The sequence below is a fragment of the Parapedobacter sp. genome, assembly GCF_035556095.1.
Classification (GTDB): Bacteria; Bacteroidota; Bacteroidia; order Sphingobacteriales; family Sphingobacteriaceae; genus Parapedobacter.
Map to the genome: position 1 here is coordinate 623,018 of NZ_DATMFT010000021.1, position 21,954 is coordinate 644,971.

Annotated in this window: 19 protein-coding genes; 12 read left to right on the forward strand and 7 right to left on the reverse strand. The window is 54.4% G+C overall.

Annotated elements, in window-relative coordinates; translation table 11 throughout:
* Window positions 1-116: 116 nt before the first annotated feature.
* Window positions 117-869 (reverse strand): hypothetical protein, encoded by a 753-nt coding sequence (locus VNQ80_RS13120; protein ID WP_325639307.1) that lies wholly within the window; start codon window positions 867-869, stop codon window positions 117-119.
* Between the two features lie 120 nt (window positions 870-989).
* Here VNQ80_RS13120 and VNQ80_RS13125 point away from each other — a divergent pair, with 120 nt between their 5' ends.
* Complete coding sequence (locus tag VNQ80_RS13125; protein WP_325639308.1) at window positions 990-1,379, forward strand: DUF423 domain-containing protein; 390 nt, start codon at window positions 990-992, stop codon at window positions 1,377-1,379.
* Between the two features lie 28 nt (window positions 1,380-1,407).
* Complete coding sequence (priA, locus tag VNQ80_RS13130; protein WP_325639310.1) at window positions 1,408-3,888, forward strand: replication restart helicase PriA; 2,481 nt, start codon at window positions 1,408-1,410, stop codon at window positions 3,886-3,888.
* Here priA and VNQ80_RS13135 read toward each other — a convergent pair.
* Window positions 3,882-4,619 (reverse strand): hypothetical protein, encoded by a 738-nt coding sequence (locus VNQ80_RS13135; protein ID WP_325639313.1) that lies wholly within the window; start codon window positions 4,617-4,619, stop codon window positions 3,882-3,884. The two genes, priA and VNQ80_RS13135, sit on opposite strands and share 7 nt — an antisense overlap.
* 99 nt (window positions 4,620-4,718) lie before the next feature.
* Here VNQ80_RS13135 and VNQ80_RS13140 point away from each other — a divergent pair, with 99 nt between their 5' ends.
* Both VNQ80_RS13140 and VNQ80_RS13145 read left to right on the forward strand, forming a co-directional pair.
* A complete protein-coding gene (locus VNQ80_RS13140) occupies window positions 4,719-5,375 on the forward strand; it encodes a protein-L-isoaspartate(D-aspartate) O-methyltransferase (protein WP_325639315.1) in 657 nt (218 codons plus the stop codon).
* A complete protein-coding gene (locus VNQ80_RS13145) occupies window positions 5,375-7,183 on the forward strand; it encodes a MutS-related protein (RefSeq protein ID WP_325639317.1) in 1,809 nt (602 codons plus the stop codon). Before VNQ80_RS13140 ends, VNQ80_RS13145 begins: the two co-directional genes overlap by 1 nt.
* A gap of 5 nt (window positions 7,184-7,188) precedes the next feature.
* On the opposite strand, the gene smpB is transcribed toward VNQ80_RS13145, so the two are convergent.
* Together smpB and VNQ80_RS13155 are read right to left on the reverse strand one after the other, a co-directional pair.
* Window positions 7,189-7,644 (reverse strand): SsrA-binding protein SmpB, encoded by a 456-nt coding sequence (gene smpB, locus VNQ80_RS13150; protein ID WP_325639319.1) that lies wholly within the window; start codon window positions 7,642-7,644, stop codon window positions 7,189-7,191.
* A gap of 17 nt (window positions 7,645-7,661) precedes the next feature.
* Window positions 7,662-8,342, reverse strand: coding sequence for a metal-dependent transcriptional regulator (locus tag VNQ80_RS13155; protein WP_325639321.1), 681 nt, complete (start codon window positions 8,340-8,342; stop codon window positions 7,662-7,664).
* An 87-nt stretch (window positions 8,343-8,429) separates the two neighbouring features.
* Here VNQ80_RS13155 and VNQ80_RS13160 point away from each other — a divergent pair, with 87 nt between their 5' ends.
* From VNQ80_RS13160 to VNQ80_RS13170, 3 genes are read left to right on the forward strand one after another with little or no spacing between them, the layout of a single operon-like run.
* Window positions 8,430-9,527: a carboxylate-amine ligase gene (locus VNQ80_RS13160; protein WP_325639323.1), complete on the forward strand. Its 1,098-nt coding sequence runs from the start codon at window positions 8,430-8,432 to the stop codon at window positions 9,525-9,527.
* Between the two features lie 36 nt (window positions 9,528-9,563).
* Complete coding sequence (locus VNQ80_RS13165; protein ID WP_325639325.1) at window positions 9,564-10,415, forward strand: type 1 glutamine amidotransferase; 852 nt, start codon at window positions 9,564-9,566, stop codon at window positions 10,413-10,415.
* Window positions 10,416-10,438: 23 nt separating this feature from the next.
* Window positions 10,439-11,635 carry a hypothetical protein gene (locus tag VNQ80_RS13170; RefSeq protein WP_325639327.1) on the forward strand — a complete coding sequence of 399 codons (1,197 nt, stop codon included), beginning with the start codon at window positions 10,439-10,441 and terminating at the stop codon, window positions 11,633-11,635.
* A gap of 65 nt (window positions 11,636-11,700) precedes the next feature.
* Here VNQ80_RS13170 and sucD read toward each other — a convergent pair whose 3' ends face one another.
* Window positions 11,701-12,579, reverse strand: a complete 879-nt coding sequence (gene sucD, locus VNQ80_RS13175) for a succinate--CoA ligase subunit alpha (RefSeq protein ID WP_325639329.1) — start codon at window positions 12,577-12,579, stop codon at window positions 11,701-11,703.
* Window positions 12,580-12,648: 69 nt separating this feature from the next.
* Entirely contained in the window at window positions 12,649-13,185 is a 537-nt protein-coding gene (locus VNQ80_RS13180) for an RNA methyltransferase (protein WP_325639585.1), read from the reverse strand.
* A gap of 307 nt (window positions 13,186-13,492) precedes the next feature.
* Here VNQ80_RS13180 and rpsT point away from each other — a divergent pair, with 307 nt between their 5' ends.
* Window positions 13,493-13,747, forward strand: coding sequence for a 30S ribosomal protein S20 (rpsT, locus tag VNQ80_RS13185; protein ID WP_325639331.1), 255 nt, complete (start codon window positions 13,493-13,495; stop codon window positions 13,745-13,747).
* An 85-nt stretch (window positions 13,748-13,832) separates the two neighbouring features.
* Here rpsT and VNQ80_RS13190 read toward each other — a convergent pair whose 3' ends face one another.
* The gene (locus tag VNQ80_RS13190; protein ID WP_325639333.1) at window positions 13,833-14,663 is read right to left on the reverse strand and encodes a DUF1080 domain-containing protein; all 831 of its coding nucleotides are present in this window, start codon (window positions 14,661-14,663) and stop codon (window positions 13,833-13,835) included.
* Window positions 14,664-14,978: 315 nt separating this feature from the next.
* Here VNQ80_RS13190 and VNQ80_RS13195 point away from each other — a divergent pair, with 315 nt between their 5' ends.
* From VNQ80_RS13195 to VNQ80_RS13210, 4 genes are all read left to right on the forward strand, one after another.
* A complete protein-coding gene (locus VNQ80_RS13195; RefSeq protein WP_325639335.1) occupies window positions 14,979-16,436 on the forward strand; it encodes a succinate CoA transferase in 1,458 nt (485 codons plus the stop codon).
* 98 nt (window positions 16,437-16,534) lie between these two features.
* Window positions 16,535-17,278: an Error-prone repair protein ImuA gene (locus tag VNQ80_RS13200; protein ID WP_325639337.1), complete on the forward strand. Its 744-nt coding sequence runs from the start codon at window positions 16,535-16,537 to the stop codon at window positions 17,276-17,278.
* A 1-nt stretch (window position 17,279) separates the two neighbouring features.
* Complete coding sequence (locus VNQ80_RS13205; RefSeq protein WP_325639339.1) at window positions 17,280-18,782, forward strand: DNA polymerase Y family protein; 1,503 nt, start codon at window positions 17,280-17,282, stop codon at window positions 18,780-18,782.
* A gap of 12 nt (window positions 18,783-18,794) precedes the next feature.
* Window positions 18,795-21,938 (forward strand): error-prone DNA polymerase, encoded by a 3,144-nt coding sequence (locus VNQ80_RS13210; protein WP_325639341.1) that lies wholly within the window; start codon window positions 18,795-18,797, stop codon window positions 21,936-21,938.
* Window positions 21,939-21,954 lie beyond the last annotated feature (16 nt).

Consider the following 21,954-nt stretch of genomic DNA (forward strand, 5'->3'; position numbering starts at 1 on the left):
CGAGTTTAATCGCAGCTATCTTTCCTCAACCGTGGTTTATCGAGAAGGGCCCGCAAATATGTCAGCCGGTGAATGTTGCTCTAGATATACGGTAATATTGTCACCCGATTTCGGCTTCAATACCGAAAACAATGCAGTTTTCCATCGCGATCACCGCAAAGCAAGTAACGCTGGTCGTCGTTCTGTAACGGGCCGACATAAGCCAATGGGCCACAATCCGGTGGTAGGTCGTTCCGGATGCTGTCGGCTTGTTGGTCAACGTCGCTTGTCCGTGCGCCATGGTTGCGTGCCTGCCGCTGGAGTAAATTTCCACGCCCATCATAGGTTAGGTCTTGCCTACCCGTACCAACCTGGATGCGTACGGGGGCAGAGTCGTCTGCGGTTTGACCACTGGCTACGGCACCCTGTATGGCCCGTTGTGGGAGCTTGAGCGAGAATCCCGGTAGGGGATCTCCCTCGGTATCGACCCGGTAAAGCCGTTCAGCAGTGGTGAATACCAAGCTGTGGTCGGGCAGTTGGGAGATGCTGTCCACAATGGGGCCGGGCAACTGCGCATTCCACAGTTTATGCCCGTCGGGCGAGATGGCATGGAGGATGTGGTAGGCATCCTGCACGAGGATGAAACGGGTGCTATCGCTGTATAGGTGCACAGATGGGTGGGAGATGGCACCGCCGTTTAGGGCGAATGTCCACAATGCGCCATTGCTGGTAGGCGCCGCCGACGGCTCCACCTCCTCCGCCGCTAACGCATCAGTGGTGGTCTCGGGCGGCTGCTCAGCCACCCTTTCGTCCAGATTCGAAAAATAGAAGTAAGAGACGGCAATGATGGCGATAAATACAAGCGATATGCCAATGATTAAATTCTTCATCCACTACAAACCTAGCACAAAAAGTGCCATTTTGCAATCTTGCATTTCAACCCAATTATCATTAAGTTTGGCAAAATATTGTTAGCAGAAGTTGGCCCTGAAAAAATCACTGACATACCGATGAATAAACGAATTATTCTCACTGCATCATTTTTTGGCTTGGCAGCAGTGGTACTGGGTGCCTTTGGCGCACACGGTTTGGAAGATAAAATCACTGACAACGACCTCGAAGCCTGGAAGACCGCAGTCGATTATCAATTTTACCATACATTGGCCTTACTGTTTCTAGCCACCTTTTCAAGAGCGAAAAATACCTACATCCGGTTTTCCTTCATTACGTTCACCTTGGGTATTTTGCTGTTTTCAGGCTCGTTGTATGTGCTGAGTACCCGTGCGATTACGGGGTTCGGTGCAGCTGGTATGCTGGGCCCGGTTACCCCGGTGGGCGGCTTATGCTTCATTTTGGGATGGGTGGGGCTGTTCGTGGCTACCATCAAGAACAAAGGGTAGCACAACCCACCGCTTTTTTGAGTTTTGTATGCTGGAGTTTACTGACGGGAAGACAGAAGCACGTGTAACGCTATTCGTTGAGGTGATATTGCCATTGGCCATCGCCAAGGCTTACACGTACCGGGTGCCGCATGAATGGAATGCGGATGTCGCCGTGGGTAAACGCGTCATCGTGCAGTTCGGCAAAAGCAAAGTATACTCGGCCGTTATCAGTGCGGTGGTGAATCGCCCCCCCGAATTATACGAGGCAAAATACATCCTCGATGTACTTGATGATTCGCCCGTGGTAGCGGGTACACAGCTCCAACTATGGGGCTGGATATCATCCTATTACCTATGCACACTTGGAGAAGTTATGCAGGCAGCGCTCCCGGCAGCACTGAAACTGGCTAGCGAGACCCGCATCATCGCGGCCGATACAAACATCGACCGATCGGAATTGAACGACAAGGAATACCTCATCCTCGATGCGCTTGATATTTCACCCGAACTGAAGGTGAGTGATGTGGTGAAACTGTTGGGACAGAAAAGTGTTTTCCCCTTACTGAAGCGGTTATTCGACAAGGGCCTCATCCTGATTTCAGAGGAAATAGCCCCGAAGTACAAACCGAAGATGAAGGTGTTCATCCGGTTGCACGGCGACTACACCGATAGCGTAGGCCGCAAGGCGCTACTGGATTCGCTGGCCAAAGCACCCAAACAACAGGACGCTGTAGTGGCTTATATCCAATTGAGCCGCCAACAGGCCGACGTGCCCAAGGCCGACATCATGGAGGCGAGCGGTTGCAGTTCAGCCATCATCACCGCATTGGTGGAAAAGGAGGTGTTCGTTGCCGAAGAGCGAGCCGTAAGCCGGCTTGCCGGTGAAGATGTGGAGGTGACGGGCGACTTCGCCTTCAACGATGCCCAATCAGCGGCATTCGAAGGCATCAACCGGCAGTTTGCCGAAAAGGATGTCGTGCTGCTGCATGGCGTCACCGCCTCGGGCAAGACACAGGTGTACATCCGCCTCATGGAGGCGGCCGTGGCGCGCGGCCAACATGTGCTGTACCTGCTACCGGAGATTGCACTGACCGCACAGATTACCGAAAGGCTGCGCAAGCATTTTGGCAACAAACTGGGCGTATACCATTCGCGCTTCAACGACAACGAGCGCGCTGAAGTGTGGCACAAGGTGCTCAACAACGAATACCAGGTCATCGTGGGCGTACGCTCGGCCGTTTTTTTACCCTTCCAGTCGCTGGGCCTCATCGTAGTCGATGAAGAGCACGAGACCTCGTATAAGCAATTCGATCCCGCGCCGCGTTATCACGCGCGCGATACGGCAATATACCTTGGCCACCTCCACGGGGCAAAGGTGTTGCTGGGTTCGGCTACGCCCGCCGTGGAGAGTTTTTACAATGCCCGGGCGGGCAAGTATGGGTTGGTTACCCTGGCACAGCGTTTCGGCGATGCCAAACTGCCCGAAATCATCACGGTGAACATCAGCGAGGAGAGCCGAAAAGGCACCATGTTCACGTACTTCAGCGCTACACTGCTGCAGGAAATGGAAAAGGCATTGGCGGAAAAACAACAGGTGATCCTGTTCCAGAATAGGCGTGGACACACGCCGCTACTGCAGTGCAAAACCTGTGGCTACATCGCCAAGTGCATCCACTGTGATGTGAGCCTTACCTACCATAAGAGCAGCAGCCAGCTGCATTGCCACTATTGCGGGTTTACGGAGGCACCGCTCCAGGTATGCCCGGCGTGTGGGTCTACCCATATCGAGAGCAAAGGGTTCGGTACCGAGCGGATCGAAGAGGAACTGGAAACGCTGTTGCCCAATGCGCGCGTTGGCCGCCTCGACCTCGACTCGACCAAAGGGAAATATGGTTTTGAACGGGTATTGACGGCATTTGACGAACAGCGGTACGATGTGTTGGTGGGTACCCAGATGGTGGCTAAAGGGCTCGACTTTGGGAAGGTAAGCGTTATCGGTATCATCAACGCCGATGGCTTGATTAATTACCCCGATTTCCGTGCTTATGAACGGGCGTTTTCGTTGCTGGCACAGGTGGGTGGGCGCGCCGGGCGGCGCAACAACAGCGGCAAGGTGATTATCCAGTCGTACGCACCAAACCACCGGGTTATCCAACAGGTGATAGGCAACGACTACGAGGGGATGTTTATGGCGGAAGTGTCTGAACGGAAGAATTTCGGTTATCCGCCGTTTTTCCGTTTGTTTAAAATCGATGTGAAACACAAGGAGCAGCAGGCTGCCCACGACGGTGCGCTTCGGCTGGCAACGCTCCTACGGGAAGTACTGGGGCATCGGGTATTCGGGCCGGAGGTGCCGCTGGTGGGACGTGTGCGCAATTATTACATTTTCGGTATCCTGCTCAAAATTGAGCGTACCGGCATCAGCATCGCAAAGGTAAAGGAACAATTGACAGCCGCTTTGTTACGGTTTGAAACCAACAAGGCCAACAAAGGTGTACGGGTGCAGGTCGATGTGGATCCCTATTGATTGATCAGTCCAAAACTGTATTGCAGCGTAATGGCCGCTACAGGCGCAAAGAAATACTCCCAGCGGTAGCGCCGAACTTGGTTGGGTGCACCGCTGAACGAGTCATCGGCATAATGGTTTACCTTCTGGTACGTATAAGCGATATTAAAATTCGCCTCAACCCCAACGGCGATGCGTGGAATCACGTAAACTTTCGCCCCTACGAAGGGTGAAAATAATAGGGCATTTTTGGTGTCTTCTGCAAATACGGTGGTGTTGTCAAAACCACGTGTGTTGAACTGCTGAAACATAAAACCCAGGTCGCCCCCGAAATAAGGTTGCACGCGGGAGTAGTTCACGCTTTTTTCAACGCCTACCTTAATGGCCGTATTGCGGAGTTTGCCGCTTACCTGCGGTAGGCAGCCTTCGCATTCATTATCAAACGCAATGTCGTTGCGGAAGTGGGCGGCCTGGAGCCGGTAGCTGATTTGGTTGTCGTTGATTTTGAAGAGAAGGCCATTGAGATAGGATGGGTGGTACGGCTGCCCCGATGGCTGGTTGAGCAATTGCGGAAACTGCTCGTAAGCATACGCGCGCACGGCGATGGTGTACCAATAATCGGTGTTGAAGTGGTATGTATTGCTTTTTGGAATAACCGGATTGGGATAATCAACCGTATCGATGTTCGTTACCTGGGCAGACAACTGCACCACTCCGGAAGACAGGAGAACAACCAAAAGTAAATACCTCATTCGTCGTATCGTTTATACCGTGCGAAAATAATAAATAAAATCGGGTATCGATTCACTGCTGCGGTAATCTCAGCTAATCTGCGTATTTTTGGGACCATAATGGCATATAAGTTTATTGACAATTACCGTGAGCGTGGCGCACGCAAACAATTGGTCGAGCTGCTCAAGCGGCGCGGAATTGAAGACAAGCGGGTGCTGGCGGCCATTGGCAAGGTGCCCCGGCATTATTTTTTCGACGAAACCTTCTGGAACCAGGCTTATCGCGATATTGCGTTCCCAATAGGGGATGGACAGACCATCTCGCAACCCTACACCGTAGCCTACCAAACCGAACTGCTGCATATTGAACGTGGCGACCGTGTGCTGGAAATCGGTACCGGGTCGGGATACCAGACCTGCATCTTGCTGGAACTGGGCGCCGAGGTCTATACGATCGAGCGGCAGCAAAACCTGTATAACCGTACTATACAGGTGTTGCCCTACATGGGATATAAACCCCATTTTTTTCTCGGCGATGGCTCGAAGGGTGTTCCCGAACACGCCCCGTACGATAAGATTCTGGTTACGGCAGGTGCGCCATTTGTGCCCGATGTGATGCTGAAACAACTTCGTATCGGAGGGGTTTTGGTTATTCCGGTGGGCAGTGAGAAAGAACAGAAGATGATGACCATCTTACGGGTAGGTGAACAGGAGTACGAACGGATTGAGCTGGATACCTTCCGATTTGTTCCGCTAGTGGGGGATAGCGCATGGTGATGGAAGCTGTTTTTGATACTTACCGCAAAAATATAGCCGAGGCCGATCGGCGCATTGCGGACCTACGGAAGTTGATCAATATGAATTCGCTGATGCGGCTGGCCGTCATCGTCGGCGGCGGGGCGGCCCTGTTCGCCGCTGTGCAGACCGAAAACGTATTATTGGTCGTTGGCCTTTTCCTGGTTATCGTCATATGTTTCATGGCGCTGGTGTGGCGGCAAAGCAAGCTGGAAGCGCAAAAGGCCGTATGGGAGGATTTCCGGACGGTAAACCAAAACGAACTGGCGATGGCCGATGGCAAGCCAAACTTATATCCCGACGGTGCAAACCACATGGACCGCCAACACCCTTATAGTGGTGATCTGGATATCTTCGGACCCTCGTCCGTATTTGCCCTAATCAATCGGTGTGCAACACCTGCGGCCAATGCCCGGCTGGCGGCGTGGCTATCGGCACCGGCAAATCGGGAAACCATCGTGGAGCGGCAGGCGGCAGTCGGTGAATTGGCTGTGGATACCGCGTGGTGCCAACAGTTCCAGTCGGACCTGCTGTTCAACCTTACGCAAGGCACCGATTTCAAGCAACAGTTTGCCCGCTTTCTGGAGGGGGGCGATACCCTGGAAAGCAACTGGCTAAGGCGCTACGTGAAAATTGTTCCTTGGCTGATGGCGCTCGTTATCGGGCTCGCGGTTTTCTGGCCGGCCGTTACCCCGCTGGCTATCTTCCTGGCATTGGCCCACCTGCTTGCGGCAGTGGCATACGGCGGCAAGGTAGGACGTATCGCGGGCCAGGTGGACCGTGCAGGGCGGATACTGGGTGCTTTCGCCAATTCGTTCGAACGGATTGAGCACCGTCGCTGGGAAAGCGAACATGGCCGGGCGCTGGTTGCTTCGCTGAAGGCCGGCGGCGGCGATAAGCCGGTTTCGGTGATTTTCCGTGAGCTGTCGGCGCTGATTGACCGGTTGGATTACCGGCTGAACATGCTGGTAGGCGGCGTACTCAATATGGTGGCATTGTGGGATTTCAGGCAGGTGTTGGCGGTAGTCGATTGGCGCAGGCAGTATGGCACCCAAGTGCTGGCAGCAATGGATGTGGTGGCAGAATTTGAAGCATTGGTGAGCTTGGCAACGCTCCGGCGCAACCACCCGCAGTGGGTATTCCCGGAAGTGGCGGCATCATCGCAACCGTTCGTAGAGGCTACCGGATTGGCGCACCCGCTTATTGCGCCGCAAACGGCTGTGCCAAACGATTACGCGATGGACGGCCACCGGGTGGCACTTATCACGGGGTCGAACATGGCGGGGAAGAGCACGTTCCTTCGCGTTATCGGCACCAACGCGGTGCTGGCATTTTGTGGAGCACCGGTGTGCGGTTCGTCCATGCGGTTGTCGGTATTCCATGTGGTAAGCTACATGCGCATCGCCGATTCCCTGAATGAAAGTACGTCTACGTTTAAGGCCGAACTCAATCGGATTGAGGGCGTGTTGCGGGCTGTACGCACCCAACCGGACACCTTTTTCCTCATCGATGAGATGTTGCGCGGTACCAACTCGAAAGACAAATACCTCGGGTCGAAGGCAATCATTAAACGATTGATTGCCGATGGTGGGGTGGGAATGGTGGCGACGCACGATCTACAGCTGGCGAAACTCGCCGGGGAATATCCCGATCGACTCGCTAACTTCCATTTCGATATCCAGGTGCAGGAAGGGGAGATGCTGTTTGATTACAAGCTCAAACCGGGTGAATGCACGATCTTCAACGCATCGCTATTGTTGAAAAATATCGGTATTGATGTGGCTGGATAAGCGTATCAGCGTTTCATCACACGCGCCAGCTCACGCTTCGAGTCGCGTTCCTTGATCGTATCCCGCTTGTCGAAATCTTTTTTACCCTGGGCCAATGCAATTTCTACTTTGGCGAACCCCCGGTTACTGATAAACATGCGCAGTGGAACGATGGTAAAACCCCGCTCGTCAGCTTTCGTCTTCAGTTTTTTGAGCTCTTTCTTGGTGAGCAACAGTTGCCGGTCGCGCTTGGCTTCGTGGTTGTAAAATGAGCCGTGCGAATATTCGGCGATATGCATGTTGCGGATATACAGGTCGTTTTCGAAAAACGAACAAAAGGCGTCGTTGATGTTGGCTTTCCCTTCCCGTATGGACTTGATTTCCGTACCGAGGAGGCGAATGCCCGCGATATACGTATCGAGGATATGGTACTCGAAATAGGCCTTTTTATTTTTGATATGAATAGCTGAAGATAATGCCATTTAGTCGTAAGTCGTTGTTAGTCGTAAGTTGTTAGTTCAGTCGGTCTGCAATAAATATTTTGTGCGACCTTGTCTGATATGTTGATTTTGGTGCCATCGATTTCCAACGCCATCGAATGGTCAAATTCATACCGCTGCAACACGGTGATCTCACTGTGGATACCGATGCCGATCTGGCTTACATATTGAAGGAACGAGGGGCTGTTGTCTTTTACCGCGATAATGGTATGCCGGATACCTTCGGTGGCCTCTGCGAGGGTGTGGCGTGCCTCGTGGATGTAGTCGCCGTCGGCATTGGGTATGGCGTCGCCGTGCGGGTCGAATTGGGGGAACCCCAGGAACCTATCGAGCCGCTCCACCAGTTTTTCCGATTTGATGTGCTCCAGTTGCTCCGCAATGTCGTGTACCTCGTCCCAGCTGAATCCCAGCTTGTCAAACAAGAACGTTTCCCATAGCCGGTGCCGCCGGATGATCGCTACGGCCAAGTTCCGGCCCTTGTCGGTGAGGGTGATCTTTCCGTATTTCTCGTAGTTTACCAGCTGCTTTTCGCGCAATTTTTTCAACATATCGGTTGCCGTGGCCGGCCGAACGTTCAGCTTGCCCGCCAATTGGTTGGTACCGGCTTCGCCGGCACCGTCGTGCTCGGCCGTGATGCGGAGCAGTGCCTTCAAGTAATTTTCCTCGGTATCCGATAGCATAGCGGCAAAGGTAGGCAAATTGTTAAGAAAAAATATTTTTGGCTTTCCCGGGAAAAATACAATATCTTACCTCAAAATTCGCGCATCATGGATATCCATCGTTTTACCATCGGCATTGAGGAGGAATACATGGTGATGGACCCCGTTAGCCGTGAACTGAAGTCGCACGACCAAAAAATTGTGGAGCTTTCGCAGAAAATCCTGAAGGATCGCGTGAAGGCGGAAATGCACCAAGCGGTCGTAGAGGTGGGAACGGCGATATGCAATAACATCGACGAAGCACGCGAAGACGTGCGATTACTGCGTGCTACCGTAGCCGAGATCGCCGGTGAGCTGGACCTGATCGTGGGTGCTTCGGGTACCCACCCGTTTTCGGAATGGGAACGGCAGTTGATTACGGACAACCCACATTATTTCGAAATCATCAACGAGATGCAGGATGCGGCGCGGTCCAACCTCATCTTTGGCCTGCATGTGCACGTGGGTATGGAGAGTCGGCAGATGGCGGTACACATCGCCAATTCTGCCCGGTATTTCCTGCCCCATATTTTTGCACTCTCCACCAATTCGCCCTTTTGGGAAGGTAGGAATACCGGCTTTAAATCGTTCCGTACCAAAGTGTTCGATAAGTTCCCGCGTACGGGCATCCCCGATTATTTCGAATCCATCGAGGAATACGACAGCTACATCAACCTGCTCATCAAAACCAACTGCATCGACAATGCGAAGAAGGTGTGGTGGGATCTGCGTGTGCACCCCTTTTACAATACCATTGAATTCCGTATCTGTGATGTGTCGCTTACCGTGCAGGAAACCATGGCATTGGCGGCACTCTTCCAAGCAGTCTGCGTGAAGTTACACAAGCTGCGCTCGCGAAACATGAGCTACATGATCTACAAACGCTCGTTGGTCAACGAAAACAAATGGCGGGCTTCGCGCTACGGATTGGATGGGCAGTTGATCGACTTCGGCAAAGAGATGGAGGTGAACACCCGGGTGCTGATTTACGAACTGCTCGATTTCGTTGATGATGTAGTGGATGCGCTGGGGAGCCGGGAAGCCATTTCATTTGTGCCCCATATTTTGGAAAACGGTACCGGCGCCGATCGCCAATTGGCCGTCTATGAAGATACCCGGAGCTTGGTGGCCGTGGTTGATTTCGTTTGTGACCAGTTTCTCGTTTAGCTTGCATAGAAATGTAACTTTAGCTAAGTTTGCCCGATGGACCGACCGGGATATGATATGCGGGTAGCGCTGTTGGACTTCAACAACGGGTACCCGAACCAGGGGATGGATAACATACATGCCGTTGTGCAGCGCTACGCGGTGGAAAAGGATTTGCGGCTCGATATCCACGTGTTCGACGTGCGCCAGCGGCATGAAGTGCCCGATTTATCGTATGACGTGTACCTATCAAGTGGTGGCCCCGGATCGCCCCTCGACGAATCGGAGACCGTTGCGGAAGCCCGGTATTTTAAGTTGATAGCGGATCTGGTGGCCCATAATAATGTAGCACTCCCCACCGAACGGAAGTTTGTTTTTTTCATCTGCCACGCCTTCCAGTTGGCATGCAAATATTTTGGGGTGGGCACCTTGTGCCGGCGGAAGTCTGCCGCTTTCGGTACGTTCCCCATCCACAAGACCCTCGTCGGTAAGTCCGAGGATATTTTCTCTGCGTTGCCGGATCCGTTTTATGCCATCGATAGCCGTGAATGGCAGGTGGTGGCAGCCGATGTGGCGCACCTGCGTGCGCTGGGTATGGCCGTACTGGCCATCGAAAAGGAGCGGCCGCACGTGCCGTTGGAACGCGCGGTGATGGCCGTCCGTTTTTCACCAGAGATGATCGGCACGCAGTTCCACCCAGAGGCCGATGCGGAACGGATGCGTACCCATCTGCTGGCAGCCGAGCGGAAACAGCAATTGGTGGAGCAGCACGGAGTGGCCAAATACAACGATATGCTGCAATGCCTGTCAGACCCCATGAAAATCGCGCTAACGCACCGGACAATGTTGCCTGCGTTTCTTGACGGCGCCCGCTGGGCGTACAGCGAGCGGCGCGACGTGGTTGTTTGATTACTCACAATCGCCGGTACACTATGATCCCATCCATCCGCAGCGCGTTTAATGCCGGGTTTTCGTTAGCACGGTACAAACAGCTGTTGGCCTTATTGGAGGGGCCACACCGTGGCGCACTGGGCTTCCGTGTGGCGGAGACACCCGTATTTGTGCCACGCTTACTTACCGAAAGGCTGATCGAGGTGTGCGAAGGAATCGTTGATAAACTGATGGCACCCGATTTCTCCGTGCTTTCCGAGCGTGCGATTCCGCCGCGCTTGCGCGTGCCGGGGCATGAAGGGCATTGTGAGGTGCTGTGTTTGGACTTTGCCGTGTGTTTGGATGATCTGGGACGGCCGATGCCGCAATTGATCGAGTTGCAGGGGTTTCCCACCGTACTTTTTTACCAAGCTGCGCTGGCGCGTGCCTATCGGCAGTGCTATGAGATTCCCGCAGGTTTTGATAATTATTTCAATGGGTATGACGATGAACGTTATGCCCGATTGCTGAAACGGATGTTGCTGGGGAACCATGCGCCCGAGAACGTCGTGTTATTGGAGGTGAACCCCCATGCGCAGAAAACCAGGCTGGATTTTTACCTGACGGAAGCTGCTACAGGGATACGGCCGATATGCATATCGGAACTCTTCCGGGAGGGAAATACGTTCCACTACTTCCGCAATGGACAGCAAATCCCTGTAAAGCGTATATATAACAGGCTGATTGCGGAAGATTTCGAGTCGCAGCGCGACCGGTTATCGCGTTTCGCCGATATCACCGCAGCGGCAGCGGTGGAATGGGTTCCGCATCCTAATTGGTTTTACCGAATCAGTAAATCTACCTTGCCGATCCTATCTTCGCCTTATGTGCCTGAAACGCACTTCCTCAACGAAGTGCATACCCTTCCCGCCGACTTGGAGCACTACGTGTTGAAACCGCTGTATTCATTTGCGGGGCAGGGGGTGATCGTGGATGTGCGGGCGGCGGATATTGCCGCTATTGCCGATCCAACACAATGGGTGTTGCAGCGGAAGGTGAACTATGCACCCATCATTGAAACACCGACGGGGATGGCCACCTGTGAGTTGCGGATGATCTATTGTTGGGAACCGGGGGCAGAGCGCCCGATATTGGTCAATAACCTAGTCCGTCTGAGCAAAAGCAAACTGATCGGTGTCCGCTACAATACGGATTTGGATTGGGTGGGGGCGGGTATTGGGTTTTTCGAGCAAGGCTAAAAAAAACGGGTGTCGGGTAAATCTTTCCCGACACCTCGCTTGGAATATTTCGTAATGCAGCACCGTTAGGCACTCACACCGAGCTCTTCGGCCATGGCCTTGCCGATTTCGGCAGGCGATTCAACCACGCGGATACCACACTCGCGCATGATTGCCATCTTGGCGGCGGCAGTATCATCCGCACCCCCTACGATGGCACCGGCGTGGCCCATGCGGCGCCCCGGAGGCGCTGTTTGGCCTGCAATGAACCCGACCACCGGTTTGGTGCCGTTTTCTTTGATCCACCGCGCGGCTTCGGCTTCCATGCCACCGCCGATTTCACCGATCACGATGATGCCTTCCGTTTCCGGGTCGTTCATCAGCAGCTCCACAGCTTCTTTGGTGGTGGTGCCGATGATGGGGTCGCCACCGATACCGATGGCTGTAGTAATGCCCAGTCCGGCTTTCACCGCTTGGTCTACGGCCTCATAGGTAAGCGTGCCCGACTTGGACACCACGCCCACCGAGCCCTTTTTGAAGATGAAGCCCGGCATGATGCCGATTTTCGCTTCGTCGGCAGTGATGATGCCGGGGCAGTTCGGCCCGATAAGCCTCGAATCTTTGTCGCTCAGGTACGATTTTACCTGGATCATATCTTTGGTAGGGATGCCTTCGGTGATGCAGACGATGACGCCGATACCTGCAGCAGCAGCTTCCATGATGGCATCGGCGGCAAATGCCGGCGGCACGAAAATAATCGATACATTGGCGCCGGTTTTTTCAACGGCTTCCGAAACGGTGTTGAATACCGGGCGTTCGAGGTGCATTTGGCCACCCTTGCCCGGAGTGACACCGCCAACCACATTCGTGCCATATTCGATCATCTGAGAAGCATGGTAAGTGCCCTCATTGCCCGTGAAACCCTGTACGATTACTTTGGAATCCTTATTTACTAATACGCTCATTGTTCTGGTTTTTTGCACCGCAAACTTAGCTAAAATTGCGTTGATATGCAAGCTAGGAAAACTGCCGTTCTAGGCATCGAGCAGGAGCTTTGCATAAAACTCCCACAGCACAATACCAATAGACACCGCGATGTTGAGGGAATGCTTGGTGCCTGATTGGGGGATTTCAACGCAACTGTTTGCCATAGCCATCACTTCGTCCGACACGCCGTGCACTTCGTTGCCGAATACCAGTGCATACTTTTCGGTTGGGGTCGGCGAAAACTGGTGGAGTGCGCGGCTGCCGGCTGCCTGCTCAACAGCCACGATACGGTATCCTTCGCCCCGGAGTTGCTGGATGGCCTGTACGGTGTCAGTGACGTGCTGCCATGCCACGGACTGGGTAGCGCCGAGCGCAGTTTTTTCGATTTCGCGGTGGGGCGGGGTGCCGGTGATGCCGCATAACACGATTTGCTCCAAAGCAAAAGCATCCGCAGTACGGAATGCGGAACCGACGTTGTGCATGCTGCGGACATTATCGAGCACCAACGTGACCGGCAACTTCGCTTGCTTTTTGAACGCTTCGACAGACGGGCGTTTCAACTGATCCATGGATAGCTTTTTTATATGCATATGATTTGTCTTTTGTTGGGCCATCTCAAATATTTATCCTTGAATAGCGCTGTGTGGGGCAAAGATAAGGAAAGTCAGCATTTCAAATTTTGTGGTATTTCCGCTATATTGTCGCTCAGCGGCAGCCGGAGAAATCCATAACGGCGCATAATTGAATAAAAACAAACTTAGTGCGGCGATTTCATTGATGTCTAAAAAAAAGATTAAAACATCAATACTTTATCTAAGTTTGTTTTGAATATTAAAAAGAAGGTAGTAACTTTGCCGACTGAAAATTGATAGGAAAATTTAGCTCATATAAATGGCAAATCATAAATCATCACTTAAAAGAATCCGTTCCAGCGCTGCGAAGCGTTTGAGGAACCGTTACCAAGCGAAGACTACCCGTAATGCAATCAAGAAATTGCGTAACACCACTGATGCAACAGAAGCAAAGGCGCTGTTGCCACGCGTAGCGTCCATGCTGGACCGTTTGGCCAAGAAAAATGTTATCCACAAGAACAAAGCTTCCAACAACAAATCGAAGCTGACCAAACTCGTGAACAGCTTGTCATAATAAATACTACAGATACAATAAGCGAAAAGCCGTCTCGTTTCAAACGAGACGGCTTTTTTCGTCGGCATCCGTTGCTCCCTGCCACTTATTTCCGAGCGGCTTCAAGCACTTGCTGTAATTTTGACGGCTCGTGCAGATAGGGTTCCAGGTCGAGCAGCTCCACTTTACGGAAGTCAATCGGATGGCTTTCGCTCTGCAGGGAAATATAGCCGCTTTTCAGCACCTTCCCATCCTGCTTTACCTCGGGGTCGTAATTAGACACATTGCCGCCGCCGATCTGAGGCTTGTAGTAGGTCAGCACCGTGTCGCCCTCGATGATGTGGTGCACCACGGAGTCGGCCAACACCAGGAATTCGGCAGTTACCCACTGGTCGCCATGGTAGGTCTTGGACGCTGAGTTGATACAGTGTGGGGTAAACAACTCACCGTCCTTTTCCATCAGTACATTCGTACCCGGTGTGCACAGGTTGCTCGTCGTCCGCTCGTTGGTGCCGTCGCCCCCGAGGAGCTGCCCTTCGATAGAGATGGGAAAATCCTGGTCTTTCAGCATGGTCTGCGGGTCTTGCCCGTGGAGCATAGCCCCGCTGTTGCGCCAAGCCCAACCTTCGCCACCCGGTGCCTGCTCGCCCGTAAAACGGTATTCTACACGGAGGAGGTAGGCCGAATACGGTGTATTATAGTGGATATGCCCGTATTGGAAATCGAAATCGGTATAACCATCGTAGCGGACTTTCATGAGGCCATCCTCCACACGGAACGTATTGGCATAGTTTTCACCAACTTCGTGTTTGGCGATTTTCACGGTCCAATCGTTGAGGTCCTTGCCGTTGAAAAGCTGTATCCATTCTGGTTCTGCATCTTTACAGGCACTCACCGCTGTTGCCAGGGCAGCAGCGATTATAAGCATCTTTTTCATCTGTGTATAATTTGTTTTTTAATCGTGATGAAGCTATCAGATTTATTCATTCCTCTATGTGACTGAATAAATCATGATGGTTTCATATACTCTAATAAATAACAATTTGTTAGACGCGCTGAAGATACTAATAAATCAGCGAAACCATTATGAAATCAGCGAATCATATCGGTCACTTTTTTTTCGAACGGTTGTCATTTACATAAATAGGCAACTTTGGTTAAGTTTGCCGTCGGAAAAAGTCGAATTAGTTTGTTTACCTATTTAAACTAGCGCAGCGCAATGCCATACGGACGGATAAAAGCAGAAACATTAATGGATAAGGTCACCACTGCCGAGGAAGCTGCAAAGCTTTTCGAGAACGGTATGGTGGTAGGAGCCAGCGGGTTTACCAAGGCCGGGGATAGCAAAGTGGTACTCGATGCATTGGCTAAGCGAGCCGAGCGCGAAGACATCAAAATAACGCTAATGACGGGTGCTTCATTGGGGCACGATACCGATGCCAAGCTTACCCGTTCGGGAGCGCTCGCCAAACGGATGCCTTTCCAGGTAGACCGGGTGCTGCGGCAAGCCATCAATAACGGTGAAGTGCTGTTTATCGATCAACACCTCAGTGAAAGTGCGGAGCTGCTGCACAACCGGTGCCTGCCATCTGTGGATATTGCGGTGATCGAGGCCGCGCTTATCGAGCGGGATGGCAGCATCGTGCCCACCACATCGGTAGGTAATTCGGTTACCTTCGCCGCACTCGCGAAGAAGGTCATCGTCGAGATCAATACCAAGGTGCCGGAATCCATTTATGGGCTACACGATATTTTCCAACCCGAGAATTACCCACATCGCAATGTCATCCCCATCGTTGCTCCCGAGAATCGTATCGGCAGGCGTTCCATACCTCTCGATATCAATAAGATCGCAGCTATTGTATTCACTGATATCCAGGACAGTCCGGCGGATATTTCCCCGCCAGATGGAAAGACGATGGCCATTGCCCGGCACCTGCTCCGGTTTTTTGAAACCGAGGTGAAAAAGGGGCACCTCACCGACCGGCTGCTTCCCATACAAGCGGGGATCGGCAAAGTAGCCAATGCGGTGCTATCGGGTTTTAAGGATAGCAATTTCTACGATTTGCGGATGTTTTCAGAAGTGTTGCAGGACAGTACCTTCGATCTGCTCGACAGCGGGAAGATGAGCTTTGCTTCGGCTTCATCGATTACCGTATCGCCGGCATGCTACGAAAAGGTGTTCAGCAACCTGCAGAAATATAAAGACCGGGTGGTGCTGCGCCCCCAGAACATCAGCAATACACCCGGTTTGATACGCCGCCTGGGCGTGATCGCCATCAATACGGCCATCGAATTCGACATCTATGGGAATGTGAACTCCACCCACATCGGGGGTACCAACATCATGAACGGTATCGGTGGCTCGGGAGATTTCGCACGGAATGCTTACTTGAGTATTTTTGTGACCCAGGCCGCATCCAAGGATAATTCCATCTCGCATGTCTTGCCCATGGTGTCGCATGTAGACCATACCGAACACGATGTGGATATCCTGGTTACCGACGTAGGATTGGCCGATTTGCGCGGGCTAGCCCCACGGGAACGTGCACAGGTTATTATCAGCAACTGTGTGCATCCCGATTACCGCGAGGCATTACAGTCGTATTTCGACCGTGCCGCTGAACAGCGGGGCGGACATACGCCGCACATCCTCGAAGAGGCGTTCGCCTGGCATGTACGCTACCGGGAAACGGGCAGCATGAAATGAAATGTAAGCTCACCGCTATCGGGCCACTGCGGAATCTTTTAATAAAACTTGACTGCTAATATTATTAGTATTAGCTTTGATGTCCTATTGATCAGGACATGGCAGCGGCAAGTGAAAACACACGTGAAACAATAAATCGACTGAAGCAGGATATCCTGCGCATGCAGGGATTTACCCCGCCCGATGGTGGTGGGGCTCGGCGGATCGGTCTTGGTCCGGTGGAGGAGGCCTTTCCCCATGCCGCTTTCCCGCCCTTCGGTGTTCATGAGTTCATCTGCAGGTGCTGGGAAGAAAGTGCGGCCACCAGTGGCTTCATGGGCGGGCTATTGGCCGAGCTCATGGGCGATGCTGGGGTTTGCCTCTGGATCAGCACCTCAAGGATACTTTTCCCACCTTCCTTGAGCACATTCGGCGTACAGCCAGATCGCGTCGTTTTCGTAGAGGTAGCACGGGAGCTGGATGTGCTGTGGGCTGCCGAGGAAGCCCTAAAATGCAATGGCCTGTCGGCCGTGGTAGCCGAATTGCAGGACATGGACTTTGCCCAGTCGCGCCGGTTGCAGTTGGCCGTGGAGAAAAGCCGGGTAACCGGGCTGATGCTGCGTAGCAGCCCCCGTATCGTTGGTGCCACGGCCTGTGCCGCCCGCTGGCGCATCGCACCGTTGCCCAGCCTACCGGAAGCCGGACTGCCGGGAGTGGGGTTCCCCCGGTGGGAGGTGGAGTTGCTTAAAGTCCGCAACGGCAACCCCGGCTGCTGGCAGTTGGGGTGGGCTGAAGGGCGCTTCGTACCCATTGGATGGCCCCTGCGCAAGACCGCACCCAGCCGGATGAAGAAAATCAGTTGACATGGAAAAGCGTTTCGCATCGATTTGGTTCCGCTACCTCACTACAGACAGGCACGCCGTCCGTAGGCCTGATTTGCGCGCGGTACCTTTTGCCTTGGCGGCACCGGTGCACGGCCGCATGGTTATCACCGAGGCGAATGCCGTGGCCGAAACGCAGGGAGTTGCTCGTGGGATGGTGGTGGCCGATGCCATGGCGTTTCTGCCTGTATTGGAGGTTGCCGACGAACGGCCGGGGTTGGCTGCCAGGCTACTGCATGTGCTCGGCCTGTGGTGCATCCGATATACGCCCATCGTGGCGGTGCAACCACCTGATGGCCTGATTCTCGATATCAGCGGTTGTGCCCACCTGTGGGGCGGCGAGCGCAGGTACCTCAAAGACATCGTGGGCAGGCTACGATCGCGGGGTTTCCATGTGCGGATGGCCATTGCTGGCACCATAGGTGCAGCCTGGGCGGTAGCCCGCTTTGGCAGGGAAACGCCCATCGTGCGCAGCGGAGAGGAGGCCAATACACTCATGGCCCTGCCCCCCGCAGCACTCCGGCTGGAGCCGGAGGTGACGGCGAAGTTGCACAAGCTGGGGCTACGTACCATCGACAGCTTTATGCACATGCCGCCGTCTGTACTGCGGCGGCGTTTCGGCGAAGATTTGCCCCGGCGCCTGCGGCAGGCGCTAGGCCGGGAGGAGGAGCCAATCGTGCCGCTTAGGCCCATACCGCCCTACGTGGAGCGCCTGCCCTGCCTTGAGCCCATCCGCACGGCAGCAGGGGTGGAAATCGCGATACAGCGATTGCTGGAATCCCTATGCAAGCGGCTTGCCGGCGAGGGCAAGGGCCTGCGGGCGGCGAGTCTTATGGGCCACCGCATAGACGGTAAGGTGGTGCAGGTGGGGATTACCACCAGCCGCGCCACGGCCAGCATACCGCACCTGATAAAACTGTTTGCGTTGAAAGTGCCCCAGATCGAGCCTGCCCTGGGCATCGAGTTGTTTGTACTCGAAGCATCGGGCGTTGAGGATGCCGACCCGGTGCAGGAAGCGCTGTGGAGCAGTACCGCGGGACTGGAAGACCCGGCGCTGCCCGAGCTTATCGACCGGCTGAAAGGCCGCGCCGGGATACGGGCGATCTACCGCTACCTGCCCGACGAACATCACTGGCCCGAGCGGTCGTTCCGCGAGGCTTCCTCCATCGTGGAACTGCCGTCCACCGGCTGGAAAAGCGACAGGCCGCGGCCCACACGGCTATTGCCCCAACCCGAATCCATCGAAGTAACGGCACCGATACCGGATTATCCGCCCATGCTGTTCCGCTACAGGGGCACGGCACACCCCATCAAGCGGGCCGACGGGCCGGAGCGCATCGAGCGCGAATGGTGGATGGATCCCGGTGAACACCGCGACTATTACTGTGTGGAAGATGATCAGGGAAGGCGGTACTGGCTTTTCCGCGCGGGGCATTATGATGATGATAGCTCCCGGCAATGGTTTCTGCACGGATTTTTTGCTTAGCAAGGAGCGTGTATGGTATATGTAGAATTGCAGGTAACGACGAACTTCAGTTTCCTCCGCGGGGCTTCGCATCCCGATGAACTGGTGGAGCGGGCTGCGGCATTGGGTTGCCGCGCCGTGGCCGTTACGGATCGCAACAGCTTCGCGGGCATCGTTCGGGCGCATGTGGCGGCCGAAAAGCACGGCATACGCCTCATTCCGGGCTGCCGCCTCGACCTCATGGATGGCCCCAGCCTGCTGGCTTATCCGACCAACCGCGAAGCCTACGGGCGGCTCTCCCGGCTGCTTACCAAAGGCAACCGCAGGGCTGAGAAGGGGCAATGCCGCCTGTTCAAAGCCGATGTTTTTGAACAGCGCGAGGGTATGTATTTCATCGCTGTGCCACCCGATAACCTGACCGCCGCATTTGAGCTGGAGCCGGATTTTGTGCGGCACATGACGACATACCGCGAGGCATTGGGCAGCACGTTCTGCCTCGGTGCCGTGCGCACCTATACGGGCGACGATGCCAAGAAGCTGTTCCGTATCCACCAATTGTGCACAGCGCTGGATATGCCCATGGTGGCCCTCAACGATGTGCATTACCACGTGCCGGAACGGCGGGAATTGCAGGACGTGCTGACCTGCATCCGGGAGAAATGTACTATCCAGACCGCGGGCTATCGCCTGCACCCCAATGCAGAACGCTACCTAAAACCTCCCGACGAGATGGAGCGCCTGTTCCGGCAGTACCCCGAAGCCATCCGGAACGCGGCAGCCATTGCCGATGCCTGCCGTTTTTCGCTGAAGGAACTGCAGTATGTCTACCCGGAGGAACTGGTGCCCCAGGGACGTACGCCACAGGAGGAGCTCACCCGGCTGACGTGGGAGGGTGCTGGAAGGCGTTACCCCCAGGGTATCCCGGATAATGTGCGGGAATCCATCACGATGGAACTGGCCTTCATCGCCAAGAAAAACTACGCTTCCTATTTCCTGACGGTACACGACTATGTGCGTTTCGCGCGTTCGCGCGGCATCCTTTGCCAGGGGCGGGGGTCTGCCGCCAACTCCACGGTGTGCTATTGTTTGGAAATCACGTCGGTCAATCCAGCTGAGATCCGGTTGTTGTTTGCCCGGTTTATGTCTGATGCCCGCGACGAACCGCCCGATATCGACGTGGATTTCGAGCACGAGCGGCGGGAGGAGGTCATCCAATACATCTACGAAAAGTATACCCGCGACCGGGCAGCCATCGTGGCTACGGTAACGCATGTGCATGCGCGGGGTGCCGCGCGCGATGTGGGTAAAGCGATGGGGCTATCGTTGGATGCCGTGGGGCGGCTCGCCGGCACGGTCAGCAGCCATTGGGACAATTACATCGATGAACAGTTACTGGCCGAACAGGGGTTCAATCCCCGCGACCCGCACCTGCGGAAAGTGCTGCAGCTCATCGACCAATACAGCGGCTTCCCGCGCCAACTGGGGCAGCATACCGGCGGTTTTGTCATCACCCAGGGCCGGCTGGATGAGCTATGCCCCATCATCAATGCCCGGATGGAAGACCGCACGAATCTTGAATGGAACAAGGATGACCTCGAAGCCCTTGGGTTCCTGAAGGTCGATGTGCTGGGTCTCGGCATGCTCACCTGCATCCGCAAGGCATTCGATCTGGCTAAACAACATTACGGCCGTGACCTCACGTTGGCCAATGTCCCCCAGAAAGAATCGGAGGTGTACGAGATGATTTGCCGTGCCGATACGCTTGGCGTATTCCAGATCGAGAGCCGCGCGCAGATGTCCATGCTGCCACGGCTGAAGCCCCGCGATTTTTACGACCTGGTCATCGAGGTGGCCATCGTACGGCCCGGGCCAATACAGGGCGACATGGTGCATCCCTACCTGCGGCGGCGCAACAACGAGGAACCGGTAGATTACCCTTCGGAGGAAATCCGGGAAATCCTCGAAAAAACACTCGGCGTGCCGTTGTTCCAGGAGCAGGCCATGGAAATTGCCATCGTCGCCGCGGAGTTTACGGCTGCCCAAGCCGATGAACTCCGGCGTAGCATGGCCACTTTCAAGGCCAAGGGGCAGGTTTCAGCCTTCCATGAAAAGATGGTAACCGGCATGGTGAAGAAGGGGTATACGGAAGAGTTCGCCAACCGCGTATTCAAGCAGCTGGAAGGTTTCGGTAGCTATGGTTTTCCCGAAAGCCACGCCGCTTCCTTTGCCCTGTTGGTCTACATATCTTCGTGGCTCAAATGCTTTTATCCGGATATATTCGCCGCATCCCTGCTCAATAGCCAGCCCATGGGTTTTTACCAGCCTGCACAGATCATCATCGATGCCCGCAAGCATGGCATTGCGGTGCGCCCCGTAGACGTAAACCATTCCGGGTGGGACCACACGCTCGAAGGTGAATTCGGCGTGGAACACCACGCCCTGCGCCTCGGCTTCCGGCAGGTGAAAGGACTGTCCGAAGAAGACAGCGAGCGATTGGTTAATGGCCGTGGGGATGGGTATACAGCACTCCCGGCCTTGGTCGATGCCGGCGTTTCACTGGCAGCCATGGAGCGGCTGGCCGATGCGGATGCGTTCCGTTCGATGGGGTTTGACCGCAGGCAAGCCCTGTGGATGGTTTCGGCATTGAAGGATAGACCCATTGCCCTGTTTGCCGGCCAACCGTCGGAATGTACTAAAGAGGGGCAGATTGCGTTGCCGCTGATGACAGCGGGTGAGCATGTGGTACAGGATTATGCCAGCACAGGGTTGTCGGTCAAAGCACATCCCGTAAGTTTCCTGCGCGAAAAACTCGATCTGCTACGCGTTACGCCCACAGGCAGGTTGTCCGCCATGAAAGATGGGATGTTTGTGAAGGTATGCGGGATGATTACCGTGCGGCAGCGGCCCGGTACGGCCAAAGGGGTGCTGTTCGTTACCATTGAGGACGAAACCGGCTTTGCCAACCTCGTGGTGTGGGGCCTCATGTTTGAGAAGTACCGCCGTGAAATCCTGCAGTCCCGGCTGCTGCTGGTCACTGGCAAGCTGCAGATCGAAGGAGAGGTCATCCATGTGATTGTGAATCACTGCACCAACTTGAATGGTTGGCTGCGTGGCTTGGCTACACCCGAAGGGGTAGACGCAGCAGGGGTGTTCCATAAGGGGAGGAATTTCCAATAAACATTCTCGTCTTTCC